This window comes from Ancylobacter sp. Lp-2 (genome assembly GCF_020523795.1).
Lineage (GTDB): Bacteria > Pseudomonadota > Alphaproteobacteria > Rhizobiales > Xanthobacteraceae > Ancylobacter.
In genome coordinates, this window is record NZ_JAJALI010000018.1 from 21976 (window position 1) to 37068 (window position 15093).

A 15093-nucleotide genomic window follows, 5' to 3' on the forward strand; every position below is an offset into this window, starting at 1 on the left:
GGCGCGCCATGGATGCGGAATCCCGTCCGTCGCTGCGCGACCTGCCCTCGGTCGACCAGGTGCTGAAGACCGAAGCCGCGCTGGAGGCTGCCGGTCGCTTCGGCCGCGCGCCGCTCACCGCCGCCATCCGCGCCGCGCTGGAGCAGGTGCGGGCCTGTGTGCTCGCCGGCCAGCTCGCCAGCGTGCCATCGCCGGATCACGTGGCGCTGGCGGCGGCCGAGCAACTGGCGCTCGCCTCCCGTTCCTCGCTGCGGCCGGTGTTCAATCTCACCGGCACGGTGCTGCACACCAATCTCGGCCGCGCCGTGCTCGCCGAGGCGGCGGTGGAGGCGGCGAGCGCCGCCATGCGCTCGGCCGTCGCGCTGGAATACGACCTCGACACCGGCAAGCGCGGCGAGCGCGACGACCATGTCCGCGCCCTGCTGATCGAGCTGACCGGCGCCGAAGACGCCACCGTCGTCAACAACAACGCCGCCGCGGTGCTGCTCTGCCTGAACACGCTCGGCGCCGGCAAGGGCGCCGTCGTGTCGCGCGGCGAGCTGATCGAGATCGGCGGCGCCTTTCGCATGCCAGACATCATGGCCCGCGCTGGCGCCCGCCTCGTCGAGGTGGGCACCACCAACCGCACCCATGCCAAGGACTATCTCGCCGCCCTCGACGCGGAGACTGGGCTGATCCTCAAGGTGCACACCTCGAATTACCGCATCGAGGGCTTCACCAAGGAAGTGTCGGCGCGCGAGCTGGCGCAGATCGCCCGCGCGCACAGCGTGCCGCTCATCCATGATCTCGGCTCCGGCACGCTCGCTGACCTCGCGCGGCTCGGCGTCGGCCGCGAGCCGACGGTGCGCGAGACGGTGGCTGACGGTGCCGATCTCGTCACCTTTTCCGGCGACAAGCTGCTCGGTGGCCCGCAGACCGGCTTCATCGTCGGCCGGGCCGACCTCATCGCCGCCATCAACCGCAACCCGATGAAGCGGGCGCTGCGGGTCGACAAGATCCGCCTCGCGGCGCTGGAGGCCACGCTTCGGCTCTATCGCGACCCGGACACGCTGGCGGCCCGCCTGCCGACGCTGCGCCTGCTGGCGCGCCCGGCCGAGGAGATCCGCGCGCTGGCCGAGGCATTGGTGATGCCTGTCGCCACGCTGCTCGGCGATGGCTGGCTCGTCACGGTGGTGGATTGCGCCAGCCAGATCGGCTCCGGCGCGCTGCCGCAGAAGACGCTGGCGAGCGCCGGCCTCGCGCTGCGTTCCGCCGACGGCTCGGGCGGCGCGCTGGCCGAGCTGGCCTCCGCACTGCGCCGACTGGAGCGGCCGATCATCGGCCGCGTCGCCGATGGCGCGCTGCTCCTCGACCTGCGCTGCCTGGAGGATCCGCAGGGCCTGCTCGACAGCCTCGCCGGGCTCGCGGTGACGCCGTGATCATCGGCACCGCCGGCCATATCGACCACGGCAAGACGGCGCTGATCGGCGCCCTTACCGGCGTCGATACCGACCGGCTGAAGGAGGAGAAGGCGCGCGGCATCTCCATCGATCTCGGTTTCGCCTATCTGCCGACCGAGGCCGGGATTCTCGGCTTCATCGACGTGCCCGGCCATGAGCGCTTCATCCACACCATGCTGGCCGGCGCCAGCGGCATCGATTTCGCGCTGGTCGTGGTGGCCGCCGATGACGGGGTGATGCCGCAGACCGGCGAGCATCTCGCCATTCTCGACCTGCTCGGCGTCTCCCACGGCATCGTCGCCCTCGCCAAGGCGGATCTCGCCGATGCGTCGCGCCGCGCGGCGGTGTCGGCGGAGATCGCCGGGGCGCTGGCCGGCACGGCACTGGAGGGGGCGCCAATCCTCGCCGTCTCCGCCCGCACCGGCGAGGGCATCGACGAGTTGCGCGCTGCCCTCGTCGTGGCGGCGGCGTCCTTCGCGGCGGAGCGGCAAAGCGGACGCTTCCGCCTGTCGGTCGACCGCTCTTTCGCGCTGTCGGGCGCCGGTACCGTCGTCACCGGCACGGTGGTGTCCGGCGCGGTGGCGGTGGGGGACCGGGTGACGGTCAGCCCCTCCGGCCTTGCCGCCCGCGTGCGCTCCATCCATGCGCAGAACCGCCCGGCCGAGCGCGGCGCCGCCGGCGACCGCTGCGCGGTCAATCTCGCCGGCGACGGCGTCAGCGCGCAGGCGATCGCGCGCGGCGACGTGGTGCTCGATCCCTCGCTGCACGCCCCGACCGACCGCATCGACGCCTCGCTGCGGGTGCTGGCCAGCGAGCCGAAGCCGCTCGGCACCTGGTTCCCGGCGCGGCTGCATCATGGCGCGGTCGAGGTCGGCGCCCGCGTGGTGCCGCTGGATGCCGAGGCGCTGCTGCCCGGCGCGGAAGGCCGTGTGCAACTGGTGCTGGAGCGGCCGATCGCGGCGGCGGTGCGCGACCGCTTCGTGCTGCGCGACACCTCGGCGCGGCGCACCATCGGCGGCGGCCGCTTCATCGATCTGCGCGCGCCCGCCCGCAAGCGCCGGACGCCGGAGCGCCTCGCCGTCCTCGACGCGGCGGCCGAGGCCGATCCCGCCGCCGCGCTCGCCCGGCTGGTCGAGTTGCCGCCCTATCATCTCGATCTCGATGCCTTCGCCCGCGACCGCGCGCTCGCCGCCGAGGCGCCGGCGGCGCTGGCTTCGGCGCTCGGCCTCGTCACGCTGGCGGCTGGCGGTATCACCTTCGCCCTCTCCGCCGCCCGCTGGACCGCCCTGCGCGCGGAGATCGCCGACCGGCTCGCCGCCTATCACGCCGCCAATCCCGACCTTGCCGGCCTCGGCGTCGAGAAGCTGCGCATGGAGCTCACGGTAAGGCTGCCCAAGCCGGCCTTCCTGGTGGCGCTCGCCCGGCTGGCGCAGGAGGGCGTGCTGGCGGTGGAGGGCGCCTGGGTGCGGCTCGCCGGCCACGAGGTGCGGCTGGCCGAGCGCGACGAGCGGTTATGGGAGGTCGTCGCGCCGATGCTCGCCGGTCCCGAGCGCTTCCGCCCGCCGCGGGTGCGCGACATCGCCGGCCGCCTCGGCGAGCCGGAGGCCGATATCCGCCGGCTGTTCAAGCTGCTGTCGCGGCTGGGGAAAGTCGACGAGGTGGCGCATGACCACTTCTTTCTCCGCCCGGTGGTATCGGCTATGGTCGGCCATGCCGAGGCTCTGGCGTCGGACGGGGAGTTCAGCGCCGCCGCCTTCCGCGATCGTATCGAGGGGGGAGTGGGGACGGGGGAACATGCGGTCGGCCGCAAGGTGGCGATCCAGATCCTCGAATTCTTCGACCGCCACGGGGTGACGCTCCGGCGCGGCGATCTGCGCCGGATCAACCGGCACCGGCTCGATCTGTTCGGCCCCGCCGAGCCGCCGGCGCCGGAAGACGGCGCGGCACAGGTTCCAGTCCCTCCCGAGGGGCGGGATGCGGAAGAGAGTTATCTCCGGTGAGGTAGCTGGTCTTCAAAACCAGAGGGGGCCGCGCGACGGTCCTTGGTGGGTTCGACTCCCACTCTCTTCCGCCAATCTATTGTATTGTCTGGTTGAGCTTATTGAGTGAATTTGTATTCTGTATGCATTTACCCGGCAGATTTCAGTAGTAATCTGACAGTATATTACAGAATAGTTAAATTGTTGTTACGTTATTGATATGAGAACAATGGTTCTGTTGAGACGGTGAGGCCTTGCATCTTGGATGCAAAGTTAAGGCATTTTTCCGACTAGCAGTCGCGTCCGTGAGGGCGAAATACAACAAGCCCGATCTGGATAGGGGTGTAATCGTTAGGAAGACTGGCGTAGCGGCATTCTCGCGCGCCGGCGATCCAAGCTCGCTCGATCGATGCGGCGGTGGTGATTGTGCTATGGCGAAACGCCGGCCGATCTGAGGTGATCAGGCGCCTGAAGCGGATTTCTGCAGAAGTCGAGCGGGTCCCCAACGGTGGATGCCGCTGAAAGCGGGGTATCCGCCGTCTCCCGGGATCTAGGGATCGAGCTATCGATACGGAGCGAGCTGTTCAGGTCGCGTCTCTGTCCGACGAAGCAAAAGAAGCGGCATGCAGACGGGAGTGGGCGGGAGCCTTTCAGCTCTGCTCGATGCCGCTGCAAAGCCGGCTATCGTCGAACCGGTCGCTGCGATCCGCGCTCGTGGACATGGCGCCGTCGAGGCCGAGGCATAGGCCCCCAGCACGTCGGCAAAACCTCGATCAGATGAGCGGGTTATGCCCGATTGCCCACTCGTCGAGGGTGTGCGGGCAGAAGGATGATTGCGAGCGGTCAGTACCCTTCAGCACCCGATTCGAATTCCTGCAAGACGTTAAGAAAACCCTGCCCAATTCGGCCGATTTCACATGGCTGTGATCCGTGCAGGGATGCAACACCCGACCCAAAAAAGCCCTCTCGGCGCCCAATTTCAGCACTTTGGCTTTGCGCCGCGAGATCGATTCACACAATGTCTTTCACGATGATCTTTTTGCTCATCGGGTGAGTCCTGTCACTTTAATGTGAATATGGGCTCAAGTTTGGATAAGTGAAATGAAATCTTTGATGAAGAACGTTCTGCTCGGCTCGGTGGCTGGGCTTGCGATGGTCGGGACTGCTGCGGCAGCCGATCTGCCTGTGAAGGCGAAGGCTGCGGAATATGTGAAGATCTGCTCGACCTACGGCGCGGGCTTCTACTACATTCCGGGCACCGATACCTGCCTGAAGGTCGGCGGCTTCGTGCAGGCCGACTATTACTACCAGGACTACGACTACCTCAACAACGCGGACTTCCAGTCCTCGTACTTCCGCTCGCGCGCTTCGCTCCGTCTGGATGCCCGCACGCAGACCGAATACGGCACCCTGCGTTCGTTCATCGACCTGCGCGCCACCTATGGCGACGGTCTCGGCAACGTCTACGGCGACGGTGGCGACTCGACCGCTCTGAACCTCGACAAGGGCTACATCCAGTTTGCCGGGTTCACCTTCGGTAAGGTGCAGTCGTTCTTCGACTACTACGCCGACAACAACGTCTGGGGCTTCGACAATGTGGAGCTCACAGCCGACGAAGACGTGACCGCGGCTGCCTACACCGCTGACTTCGGCGGCGGCTTCACGGCCACGATCTCGATCGAAGACGACTCCTCGCGTTCGAACGGCGACAGCCTCGGCCTCACCACTCAACCCGACGTTCCGGCGCTGATCGGTAACATCAACTATGAAGGCGAGTGGGGCGGCTTCCAGGTTTCCGGCGCGATCCGTCAGCTGGACGACTCCTACTATGACCCCTTCGGCATCAGCACCGATGACTCCGTGGGCTGGGCCGCTCTGGCCGGCGTGAAGTTCAACCTGCCGACCCTCGGCGACGGCGATAAGCTGTATGTCGAATTCACCTATGGCAGCGGCGCGGCCGGCTACACCGGCATCAACGGTGGCTATTCGACCATCTCCGATCAGGCGGCTCAGGACCTGTACTACAACGCCGCCACCAACACCCTGCAGTCGGGTGATGCCTGGACGGTCGCCGCCGAGCTCACCCACTACTTCACGCCCCAGGTCTTCGGCGTGCTGTATGGCAACTACGGCGAGAACAGCGTCCCGTCGGGCGCGGATCCGTTCTACTCCGACTTCAGCCTGTGGACCCTGGGCGGCAGCCTGAACTGGGCCCCGGTCAAGAACCTGATCTTCGTTGCGCAGTACACCTACGCCCAGACCAGCTACGACAACCCGGTGCTGAACCCCTACGGTTCCTACATCGACAGCTCGGACAACCAGCAGGTTCTGCTGTCGGTCCGTCGCTCCTTCTGATCCTTGCGGGTCTGAAAGCGCTAAACCCCGGCTCCGCGCCGGGGTTTAGCATACGTGCGTATGTCCAACGTTGCTGCCTTTCAGCGCTCGGCGCACCAGGCTGTCGCTGTGGCTGTCATGCCTCGACAAATGCGGGACGGGAGGGACGACAGGCAGGTCGACTTTCGCCGCAGCCTCACATCGGACCCCCAGCCTCACATCGGAGGCACGGTGCCGTTCTTGCCCACCGTCAAACGGCTCGCGGTCATCGTGCCATCGGCGCCGCGCGTATAGAAGGCCACGATATGCGCGCCGGGCACCAGAAGCGTGCGATCACCTCTGTCCATGGTGACGATCGGCACGTCCGGCGGCACCACGATGGTCTGCGTGCCGTTCTCCCCATACTTCAAGGTCATGGTGCGGCCGTTGGACACTATGAGGTCCCCCACCGTGCCGTTGGTCATCGAAGCGCTGGGATCCGAACCCAGGGGACGGTGGCCCTCGCCAGTACCGCGCATGCTGGGCGGGAATACGTGGACTTCCAGCGCGGTCAGCATGCCATCGGGGCCGGGCCGCGCCGCGCTGCCGACGAAGCTGCCGGGTTTGATCTCCTCCGGCTCGGCCGTCGCCACGGACATGATCCGTACGTCGCCGGGCAGCTTCAAGCTCACCGAGTTGCCGTTGGCATCCGTGGCCTCCAGCCGGTCGCCATCCGCCTTCACGACGGTCGCGGTCAGGCGAGCGGAAGGCGGCGTGCTCTGTGCCATGGCACCGCCGGCAATGAAGGCACTCGCCGCTGCGGCTACAATGAAAATCGAGCGTTTCGGAAACGGGGGCATGGGGCGGCCTTTATCGCGGGAACGGTAAGGAAGCTGTATCAAACGCCGATTGTCGCGTGCGCGCCCATCACATCCCGGCGATGAGCGTACGGATCTTGCCAACGCTACGGGCGGCGGATCTTCCGGACGGTCATAGCCGCTATAGCCGCGCCACTTGCGAGGTGCTCGGGGTGGGCGTCGGTTGGTGGATGGTTGAGCAGGGCCACGTAGTGGCGTTCCACCGCCATAGCGATAGGTGCGTGGCGGAGGAGGTTCGGGCGTCGCCGGCTCGGCGGGGTATCTGGCAAGGCCCGTTTCGGCCTCCATGGGTATGGAGGGCGCAAGCGGGCGAGCACGCACGCGCTCGATGCCCCTGCGTAGCCGGGATACCGTTTCAGGCGTCTTCTCCCAGATGAGGGGAGGACTTCCGGCACATGCTCGGTCGTGATCTTGCCGGCCGGGCAGGCTGACGTCGCCACCGACCGATCCCTCAGCAGCACCCCTCGCCTGGAAATTTTGAAAGCGTAGCCCCCAAAACACGCGCCGGGGGAGGGGGCTTTCATATCCGACAGGCCTCATTTCGAGGAGGCCGCAGGCGAGGCATCCCGCCTCGCTATCCGGATTCGGAAGGCCCGGCCGAGAACATGGGTGGTCCACCCTCCGTCGCTCGCCTATCGTCGAGATCCGAACAGGCCCGCCGGAACCGCCATGTCGCTTACTCGCAATTCGTTCGTCGTTCGCACGCTGGTGCTGCTGCTGCTGGGACTGGTCGCCCTTGCCGGCGTGGTCGTCACCAATGTGTGGCTGGTGCAACGCACCCAGGACTACGTGACGGAGGTCACCCAGTTGCGGCGCCTGCGGGCGGCGGGCGTCGATCTGCGCTCGCGCCTGCAGGACGCGGAGACGGGCCAGCGTGGTTTCCTCATTACCGACGACGCCGATTATCTCCAGCCCTATGACGACGCGCTCGCCAATCTGGCCTCCTACATGGATCGCCTGCGCCAGGCGGCCGAAGTCATGCCCGATCTCGCGCCCCGCATCGAGCAACTGGCGGGTGTCATCGATGCCCGCCTCGGCGAATTGCGGCAGACAGTCGAACTCGCCCGGCAGGGACAGCGGCAGGCGGCATTGGAGATCGTCCGTACCGACCACGGCAAGCAATTGATGGATCAGGCCCGCGCCATCCTTCAGGAGGTCGTCGCGGAGGCGGAGGATAAGCTTGGCCGTCTCGGCGTCGCCCAGGGAGAGAGCGCCAACGCCCTGTGGTGGGTGTCCGTCGTGGGTGGCCTCATCGTGGTGGCGATCACTCTTGCCGGGCTCCTCACCATACTCAGCTATCTGCGCCAGCTGGCGGCGGCCCGGCAGGAGGTCGAGGCGCTGAACGTCAATCTGGAAGAGCGGGTGCGCGAGCGGACCGCGGAACTCGGCCGCGCCAACGAGGAGATCCAGCGCTTCGCCTATATCGTCACCCATGATCTGCGGGCGCCGCTGGTCAACATCATGGGCTTCACCGCCGAACTGGAGCAGGGCGTCGCGACGCTTCAGGACTTCGTGGCGCGCAGCGGCGCGAGCGAGACCGGGGCGGACGGCGACGCGGCCCGGCTCGCGGCGCAGGAGGATCTGCCGGAGGCACTCGGCTTCATCCGCTCCTCCACCCGGAAGATGGATGGCCTCATCAATGCCATCCTCAAGCTGTCGCGGGAGGGGCGGCGCGTGCTGAAGCCCGAGCGCATCGATCTGCAGGCACTGCTCCAGAACGCGGTTGCCGCCGTCGCCCACCAGGTGTCGGATGCCGAGGGCGAGGTCGCGCTCGACGTGCAGGTGCCCGCTCTCGTCGGCGACCGGCTCTCGCTCGAGCAGATCGTCGGCAACCTGCTCGACAATGCGGTGAAGTACCGACGTCGCGATGTGCCGCTGCGCATTAAGGTGCGGGCGCTCGCACGGCCGGGGGGACTGGTGAACATCGCCATCGAGGACAATGGCCGCGGCATCGATGCCCAGGACCACGAACGCGTCTTCGAGCTGTTCCGCCGTTCCGGCCAGCAGGACCAGCCGGGCGAAGGCATCGGGCTCGCGCATGTCCGCGCCATGGCCCGGAACCTTGGTGGGGACATCGCACTTAACTCAACCTTTGGGCAGGGCAGCGTATTCACCCTGATCCTGCCCGCACGGCTGCGGGCCGACACCCGGAGCATGGCGGCATGAGCGAGAACGCGAAGTCGGTAACGATCATCATGATCGAGGACGATGAAGGCCATGCGCGCCTCATCGAGAAGAACATCCGCCGCGCCGGGGTGAACAACGAGATCGTTCCCTTCGCGAGCGGCACCGAGGCGCTGGCCTTTCTCTTCGGCGCCGACGGATCGGGCAATGCGAGCGCCGGGCGTTCGCTGCTGATCCTGCTCGACCTGAACCTGCCGGATATGACCGGCATCGAAATCCTGGAAAAGGTAAAAGCCAACCCGCACACCCGCCGCACCCCGGTAGTGGTGCTGACGACCACCGACGATGCACGGGAAATCCAGCGCTGTTACGATCTCGGTGCCAATGTATACATCACCAAGCCGGTCAATTATGAAGGATTCGCCAATGCGATCCGCCAGCTCGGGTTGTTTTTTTCCGTGATGCAAGTTCCCGAGACTGCCTGATTCATGCCAGCCAGCATTCGCCGCGTCCTTTATATTGATGATGATCCCGGCATGGCGCGTCTGGTGCAGAAGGCGCTGATGCGCCGCGGCTATGACGTCATGCTCGCCGGGAACGCGGCGGACGGGCTGCGCCTCATCGACGAGGACGACGTCCATGTGGTGGCGCTGGATCACTTCCTGCCGACCGGCACCGGCATCGACGTGCTCGCCGCGCTCCGCCAGCGCTCCGGCGCGCCGCCGGTCGTTTACGTGACCGCCTCGGCGGAGACCACGGTCGCGGTGCAGGCTCTCAAGGCGGGCGCCATCGACTACGTTCCCAAGACCATCGAGGCCGAGTTCATCGAGCTGCTCACCAGCGCCATCGACCAGGCGATCGAGACGGCCCGGTTGCGGCGGGCCAAGGAACGCGCCGAGCGGGAGGTGCGGGAAGCCCGGGACCGCGCCGAAGCCCTGCTCGCGGAAGTGAACCATCGCGTCGCCAACAGCCTCGCCATGGTGGTTTCGCTGGTGCGCCTGCAGTCCAATACCATCGAGGACAAGGTGTGCCGCGCCGCGCTGGCGGAGACGCAGGCGCGCATCATGGCGATTGCGGGCGTCCATCGCCGGCTTTACACGTCCTCGGACGTGCGCTTCGTCGCCGTGGACGAGTATTTGCAAGGGCTCGTCGAGGATCTGAAATCCTCCCTCCGGCAGGACGGGAACACCGCGCAGCTTCGGCTCGACGCCGAGCCGCTCACCCTGTCGACCGATCGCGCGGTCGCCGTCGGCGTTCTGGTGACGGAGCTCGTCACCAATGCCTTCAAATATGCCTATCAGGATGGACAGGGCGGCGAGGTGCGGGTGCTGCTCCGTGTGCTGGAGGCGGACGACCGGCGCGCCGAACTGGTGGTCGAGGACGACGGCATCGGATGGGACGGCACCGGCAGCCCGAAGGGGACCGGGCTCGGCAGCCGCATCATGCGGACGATGGTGGGCGTGCTGGGCGGTGATTTTCAGCTGCAACCCCGCCCGCGGGGCACATCGATCTCCGTGAGCTTTCCGCCGACCTCGCCGGCATGAAGGCGGCCGTCGGGCGCGGCGATGGCTGGCGCGGGTCGGTGACGCCTAGGCGGTTGGTCCCCGCACGTCATGCGGTGGCGCCGCGAGTTCCAGCCGTCTGTCGATGCGGATGTTGCGGAGGAAGCTTTCGTCATGGCTGACGACGAGCAGCGCCCCGTCATAGGCGCGGAGCCCGCTTTCGATCGCTTCGATGGAATCGATGTCGAGATGGTTGGTCGGCTCGTCCAATATGAGCAGCGACGGCGGTTTGACGCCGCCGAGCCGGCAGGCGAGGCCGGCCCGCAGCGATTGCCCGCCGCTCAGCGTGCCGGCGAGCTGCAGCGCCGACTGGGCACGGAACTGGAAGTTGGCGAGCGCGGCGCGGGCGGCATTGTCGTCGGCGAGGGGATTCAGCCGCCTGAAATTGTCGAGGATCGTCGCCGTCGGATCGAGGAGGTCGACCCGCTGATCGAGCATGGCGCGGTCGGGCAGGACGAAGACGCTGCCGGCCAACGGTTTGAGCTGGCCGGAAACGAGCCTCAGCAGCGTCGTCTTGCCGGCGCCGTTCGGCCCGACGACACCGACGCGCTCTGGCCCGCTCATCGCGAATGACAGGTCGCGGATGACGGGTTCGGCGGCGGGGTAGCCGGCCGTCACGTTTTCCAGCCGCAACACCTGCCGGCCCGGCGGCAACCCGGTGGAAGCAAGCGCGATCGACAGTCTCTGCAGGATTTCCACACGCGCCTGCGCCGCGTTCACGGCTTCCCGCGCCTGTGTCCGCTGGCGGTCGGCGAGCCGCGCGCCGCTCCCCCGGTTGGCCTCGGCGCTGTCCTTGCGGCGCCCCGCCAGAAGTCGTGGCAGGTCGCCGCGGGCCGCTTTCCGGGCCCCCGCGGCATCGCGGCGATCTTTCCGCTCGGCGGCAAGCTGCAGCTTCCGACCGATGTCGGCCCTCTCGCGCTCGGCATGGGCGAGATCGTGCTGTGCCGCCGCCAGTTCGATATCCTTGCGGGTCCGGTACGCGCTCCAATTGCCGCCATAGCGTGTCAGGCCGAGCGAGGTGAGCTCGACGATGGCGTCGACATGTTCGAGCAGGTCGCGATCATGGCTGACGAGAACGGCGCCGGATGGCCAGTCGGCGAGAAGCTCGATCACCGCCTGGCGGCCGGCGCGATCGAGATCGTTGCTCGGTTCGTCCAGCAGCAGGAAGTCCGGCTGGTGGAAGATGGCGGCGGCGAGACTGGCCCGCGCCCTCTGGCCGCCCGACAGCTGCGCCAGCGGGGTGGCGGCATCCATGTGAAGCCCGAGCCGCGCCAGCGTGGCGGCGAGCCGCTCGTCCAGCGACCAGTCGACATCGGTCAGCTCATCGGCCGTCGCCATGCCGGCCGCGGCGCGGCGCAACGCGGCCAGGGCCGTGGTGATGCCGAACAGATCGGCGATGGTCTCCCGCGGATCGACCCGCACCGCTTGTGCGAGGGCGCTGACCGTCCCGGTCACACGGACATGGCCGACGAGCGGGGCGAGGTCGCCGGCCATGAGCTTCAGCAGGGTGGATTTGCCGATGCCATTGCGGCCGACGAGGCCGATTCGCTCGGCTCCGACAACGAGATCGAGGCCGGAGAACAGCGGTCGCCCATCGGGGGTCACATAGGAGAGGTCGGTCAGGCTAAGCGTCGCCACCGCTCTCGGTACTCCTGGATAACGGCACGAGATCGTGCTTTTATCGATGCAGATCTAAAAACGCAACGCTGTCGTGCTGTTTATGTTCGGATGAGAGATCGATGACGCAAAGTGGGAGGAAGCCGGGCGGGCGGCCGAGCCGGCAGGAAGCCGCGGCACTCGGCGAACGCATTCTCGATGGCGCCCGGGCGGTCTTCTGCCGGAAGGGCGTCGCCAACACCTCGCTTGACGAGATCGCCCTTCAGCTCGGCGTCTCCAAGCACACGATCTATCGCCGCTATCCGAACAAGGATGCCCTGCTCGAGGCCGTGGTCGAACGTGACACCTGCCGTTTCCGCGAAGCGCTGCTGTCCGCCGGGGCGGAGGCGGCCGCCTTGGGGGCTCTCCCGGCGCTCAGGCACATGGCGTGGCGTTATGTCGAGATCGGCTCGTCGCGCGACTACGCGGCGTTCTATCTCTCGATCTGCGCGGAAGCGGCGGTCTCGGACAGGCTGCGCCGCCGGCTCGCGGCGTGGTCGCGGGCGTCGCTGGAGCCGCTGGTCGCCGCCGTGGCCACAGCGGCCGATGCGGGGGGCGTGCGGGGGCGGGACCCGCAGATGATCGGGGAAATTCTGCTCGACCTGCTTGAGGGGGTGAATAATCGCGTTCGCCTGGGAGACGACACGGACGACGAGCACCGGGGGCTGGACGCCCTGTTCGACCAGCGCTGGCAGGTGTTCGCCGCCCTGATGGTCGAGGGCTCCCGCTTATCCTGATGCGGGTCGAACCGCGCAGGTTGGGTCGTCTCCTGCCGTTGCCCGGTCATGACGGGGCAGATGGCGGGGCAGCTCCCCGGCCGCGCGGCGATCCGGCCGGGCCACGTATCCGGGCGTGTCTGCCGCCGGCGAGGCGACACGAGGCGACAATTCGGGGCTTTGGCGGACACAGAGCGCCTATTTCCCGCAGGCACAACATCGGCACCCGCAGGACGCCTGCATCCGGCCGATGGAGTTGCCTCATGTCTTTCGATCCACAGTCTTCCAGCCTCGGATCTTCCGACGGCCTGAACCCGACCCGGCGCGGCCTGCTGAAATCGGCGGCGACGCTGGCGATGCTCGGTGCCTTGCCGGCCTCGCTGCACGCGCAGGAAGCGCCGGGCGCTCCGGACGGCATCCGTCCGTTCAGGATCGCCGTAGCCGATGCCGACATCATCGATCTGAAGCGTCGCCTGGCCGCGACGCGCTGGCCCGAAATGGAAACCGTCGGGGATGCCTCACAAGGGGTGCAACTGACCAAGCTGCGGCTGCTGACGGATTATTGGGGCACCTCCTATGACTGGCGCCGGATCGAGGCCCGGCTCAACGCACTGCCGATGTATGTCACGCAGATCGACGGCCTCGACATCCAGTTCATCCACATCCGCTCGCCGCATGCCCAGGCGATGCCGATGATCATGACGCATGGCTGGCCGGGCTCGATCCTCGAATTCATGAAGGTGATGGAACCGCTGACCAATCCGACGCAGCACGGCGGCAAGGCCGAGGATGCTTTTCATCTGGTCGTGCCCTCGATTCCCGGCTTCGGCTTCTCCGGTAAGCCGACCGCGACGGGATGGGGGTCCGACCGCATCGGCCGCGCATGGGGCGTGCTGATGGCTCGGCTGGGCTATCGGCACTTCGTCTCGCAGGGCGGTGACTGCGGCTCGGTCATCTCGCACCGCATGGCGCTGCAGCAGGTGCCGGGGCTGATCGGCATCCATGTCAACATGCCCGGCACCGTTCCCGGCGAGATCGCGGCGATCCTGGCGGCCGGCGGGCCGCCGCCGGCCGGTCTCACGCCGCCGGAACGGGAAGCCTTCGCCGCGCTGGACGTTTTCTATCGCGACAGCTCCGGCTATGCGAGCATGATGGTCACGCGGCCGCAGACGATCGGCTATTCGCTGGTGGATTCGCCCGTCGGCCTTGCGGCCTGGATGTATGAGAAGTTCCAGACGTGGACCTATAGCGGCGGCGAGCCTGAGAAGGTGCTGAGCCGGGACGAGATGCTCGATGACATCTCGCTCTATTGGTTCACCGGCACGGGGGCTTCGGCGGCGCGGATCTATTGGGAAGACCACTCGAACAATTTCAACGCCGTGGACATTCCGGCGCTGCCGGTGGCCGTGACCGTGTTTCCGGGCGAGATCTACAAGGCGCCGCGCAGCTGGGCGGAACGCTGCTATCACAACCTTGTCTACTTCAACGAGGCCGGGAATGGCGGGCATTTCGCCGCCTGGGAACAGCCGGAGCTCTTCGTGGAGGAAGTACGGGCGGCGTTTCGTCCACTGCGGTGAACCATCCATCGAGGGGCGAGCGGCGCCGTCGACAGGCCGTCCCGGCTTTGCACCGGCCTCGGCTCGCCTCCACCGCATCCGGCGCTCCGGCGCCATCCTGCCATGGTCGACGCCCGTTGCCGGTGGTGCCGCCCCGGGGGCGGGTTCTCGCCGCAATGCGAGCGGCGATGACAATTGAAGCGAACGCCGCCACCGGGGAAATAAGGGCGCACACGGTCTGTCGCATGAATGGCGGCGGGCGGGCTGCGAGAAAGAGGTCGCAAAATGCGCGCGTTGTCCGGACGACTGATCTCCTCGGTGGTTGTCGCAATTCTTCTTCTCGATGCCGGCATCAACATATTCGCGCCGTCCGTCATCGTGCCCGAGATGAATGCGGTGCAGTTCCCGGCCTATCTGGCTCCCGCCCTCGGGCTCATCATGATCCTGTGCGCGACGCTTTATGCGGTGCCCGGCACCTCATTCATCGGCGCCATCCTGGTGACCGGATTTCTTGGCGGAGCGATCTGCACCCATTTCCGGGTCGGCGAAGAATTTTCCGCGCCGCAGCTGATCGCCCTGGCCCTTGGGGTGGCGACCTGGGGCGGCCTTTATCTGCGGGATGGCCGGATACGGGATCTTGTCCTGCGTCCGGAGCGCTGGGACCGTGGCGCGCTCGAGGCCGTTCACGAGCGGGAGCGCCGCGCGGCCGACCGCGTTTCATGACGGGCTCCGTCCTGCGGAGCGGCGGCGCGGACATCGCGGAGCCTTCTCGCATGTCGGTCGTGTCACCGGCCGCCGCGCGAGGCGCGGTTCCCGTCGACCGGATGAAGGCAAAGGGCGCGCGACCGGCTGGCCGCGCGCCCTTTCACG

Annotated in this window: 11 protein-coding genes and 1 tRNA gene; 10 read left to right on the top strand and 2 right to left on the bottom strand. The window is 67.3% G+C overall.

Annotation, left to right across the window (positions count from 1 at the left end; translation table 11 throughout):
- Window positions 1-8 precede the first annotated feature (8 nt).
- The 4 genes from selA (at window position 9) to LGR54_RS25095 (ending at window position 5773) form a co-directional block, all read left to right on the top strand.
- A complete protein-coding gene (selA, locus tag LGR54_RS25080) occupies window positions 9-1418 on the top strand; it encodes an L-seryl-tRNA(Sec) selenium transferase (RefSeq protein WP_230364688.1) in 1410 nt (469 codons plus the stop codon).
- Entirely contained in the window at window positions 1415-3439 is a 2025-nt protein-coding gene (gene selB, locus LGR54_RS25085; protein ID WP_230364689.1) for a selenocysteine-specific translation elongation factor, read from the top strand. Before selA ends, selB begins: the two co-directional genes overlap by 4 nt.
- A tRNA-Sec gene (locus LGR54_RS25090) sits at window positions 3418-3513 on the top strand. Before selB ends, LGR54_RS25090 begins: the two co-directional genes overlap by 22 nt.
- A 1018-nt stretch (window positions 3514-4531) precedes the next feature.
- Window positions 4532-5773 (top strand): porin, encoded by a 1242-nt coding sequence (locus tag LGR54_RS25095; RefSeq protein ID WP_230364690.1) that lies wholly within the window; start codon window positions 4532-4534, stop codon window positions 5771-5773.
- A 194-nt stretch (window positions 5774-5967) separates the two neighbouring features.
- Here the strand turns inward: LGR54_RS25095 and LGR54_RS25100 are convergent, their stop codons facing one another.
- Complete coding sequence (locus LGR54_RS25100) at window positions 5968-6519, bottom strand: hypothetical protein (RefSeq protein WP_230364691.1); 552 nt, start codon at window positions 6517-6519, stop codon at window positions 5968-5970.
- Window positions 6520-7278: 759 nt separating this feature from the next.
- On the opposite strand from LGR54_RS25100, the gene LGR54_RS25105 reads away from it, so the two are divergent.
- Genes LGR54_RS25105 through LGR54_RS25115 form a run of 3 tightly spaced genes read left to right on the top strand, consistent with a single transcriptional unit; the run spans window position 7279 to window position 10277 of the window.
- On the top strand, window positions 7279-8775 hold the full coding sequence (locus LGR54_RS25105; protein ID WP_230364692.1) for a CHASE3 domain-containing protein: 1497 nt from the start codon (window positions 7279-7281) through the stop codon (window positions 8773-8775).
- Window positions 8772-9218 (top strand): response regulator, encoded by a 447-nt coding sequence (locus LGR54_RS25110; RefSeq protein ID WP_230364693.1) that lies wholly within the window; start codon window positions 8772-8774, stop codon window positions 9216-9218. The genes LGR54_RS25105 and LGR54_RS25110 overlap by 4 nt, the downstream gene beginning before the upstream one ends.
- A gap of 3 nt (window positions 9219-9221) precedes the next feature.
- Window positions 9222-10277 (top strand): sensor histidine kinase, encoded by a 1056-nt coding sequence (locus LGR54_RS25115; protein ID WP_255608093.1) that lies wholly within the window; start codon window positions 9222-9224, stop codon window positions 10275-10277.
- 45 nt (window positions 10278-10322) lie between these two features.
- On the opposite strand, the gene LGR54_RS25120 is transcribed toward LGR54_RS25115, so the two are convergent.
- Complete coding sequence (locus tag LGR54_RS25120; RefSeq protein ID WP_230364695.1) at window positions 10323-11933, bottom strand: ABC-F family ATP-binding cassette domain-containing protein; 1611 nt, start codon at window positions 11931-11933, stop codon at window positions 10323-10325.
- A gap of 101 nt (window positions 11934-12034) precedes the next feature.
- Between LGR54_RS25120 and LGR54_RS25125 the strand changes: the two genes are divergently transcribed.
- The 3 genes from LGR54_RS25125 (at window position 12035) to LGR54_RS25135 (ending at window position 14946) form a co-directional block, all read left to right on the top strand.
- Complete coding sequence (locus LGR54_RS25125; RefSeq protein ID WP_230364696.1) at window positions 12035-12688, top strand: TetR/AcrR family transcriptional regulator; 654 nt, start codon at window positions 12035-12037, stop codon at window positions 12686-12688.
- 242 nt (window positions 12689-12930) lie between these two features.
- Window positions 12931-14244 (top strand): epoxide hydrolase family protein, encoded by a 1314-nt coding sequence (locus LGR54_RS25130; RefSeq protein ID WP_370638280.1) that lies wholly within the window; start codon window positions 12931-12933, stop codon window positions 14242-14244.
- A gap of 264 nt (window positions 14245-14508) precedes the next feature.
- Window positions 14509-14946 (top strand): DoxX family protein, encoded by a 438-nt coding sequence (locus tag LGR54_RS25135; RefSeq protein ID WP_230364697.1) that lies wholly within the window; start codon window positions 14509-14511, stop codon window positions 14944-14946.
- The last annotated feature ends 147 nt before the right edge of the window (window positions 14947-15093 follow it).

Coding starts and splice junctions, on each gene's coding strand:
- selA (WP_230364688.1), top strand. CDS start 9: ATGGATGCGGAATCCCGTCCGTCGCTGCGCGACCTGCCCTCGGTCGAC.
- LGR54_RS25095 (WP_230364690.1), top strand. CDS start 4,532: ATGAAGAACGTTCTGCTCGGCTCGGTGGCTGGGCTTGCGATGGTCGGG.
- LGR54_RS25100 (WP_230364691.1), bottom strand. CDS start 6,519: ATGGCACAGAGCACGCCGCCTTCCGCTCGCCTGACCGCGACCGTCGTG.
- LGR54_RS25105 (WP_230364692.1), top strand. CDS start 7,279: ATGTCGCTTACTCGCAATTCGTTCGTCGTTCGCACGCTGGTGCTGCTG.
- LGR54_RS25110 (WP_230364693.1), top strand. CDS start 8,772: ATGAGCGAGAACGCGAAGTCGGTAACGATCATCATGATCGAGGACGAT.
- LGR54_RS25115 (WP_255608093.1), top strand. CDS start 9,222: ATGCCAGCCAGCATTCGCCGCGTCCTTTATATTGATGATGATCCCGGC.
- LGR54_RS25125 (WP_230364696.1), top strand. CDS start 12,035: ATGACGCAAAGTGGGAGGAAGCCGGGCGGGCGGCCGAGCCGGCAGGAA.
- LGR54_RS25130 (WP_370638280.1), top strand. CDS start 12,931: ATGTCTTTCGATCCACAGTCTTCCAGCCTCGGATCTTCCGACGGCCTG.
- LGR54_RS25135 (WP_230364697.1), top strand. CDS start 14,509: ATGCGCGCGTTGTCCGGACGACTGATCTCCTCGGTGGTTGTCGCAATT.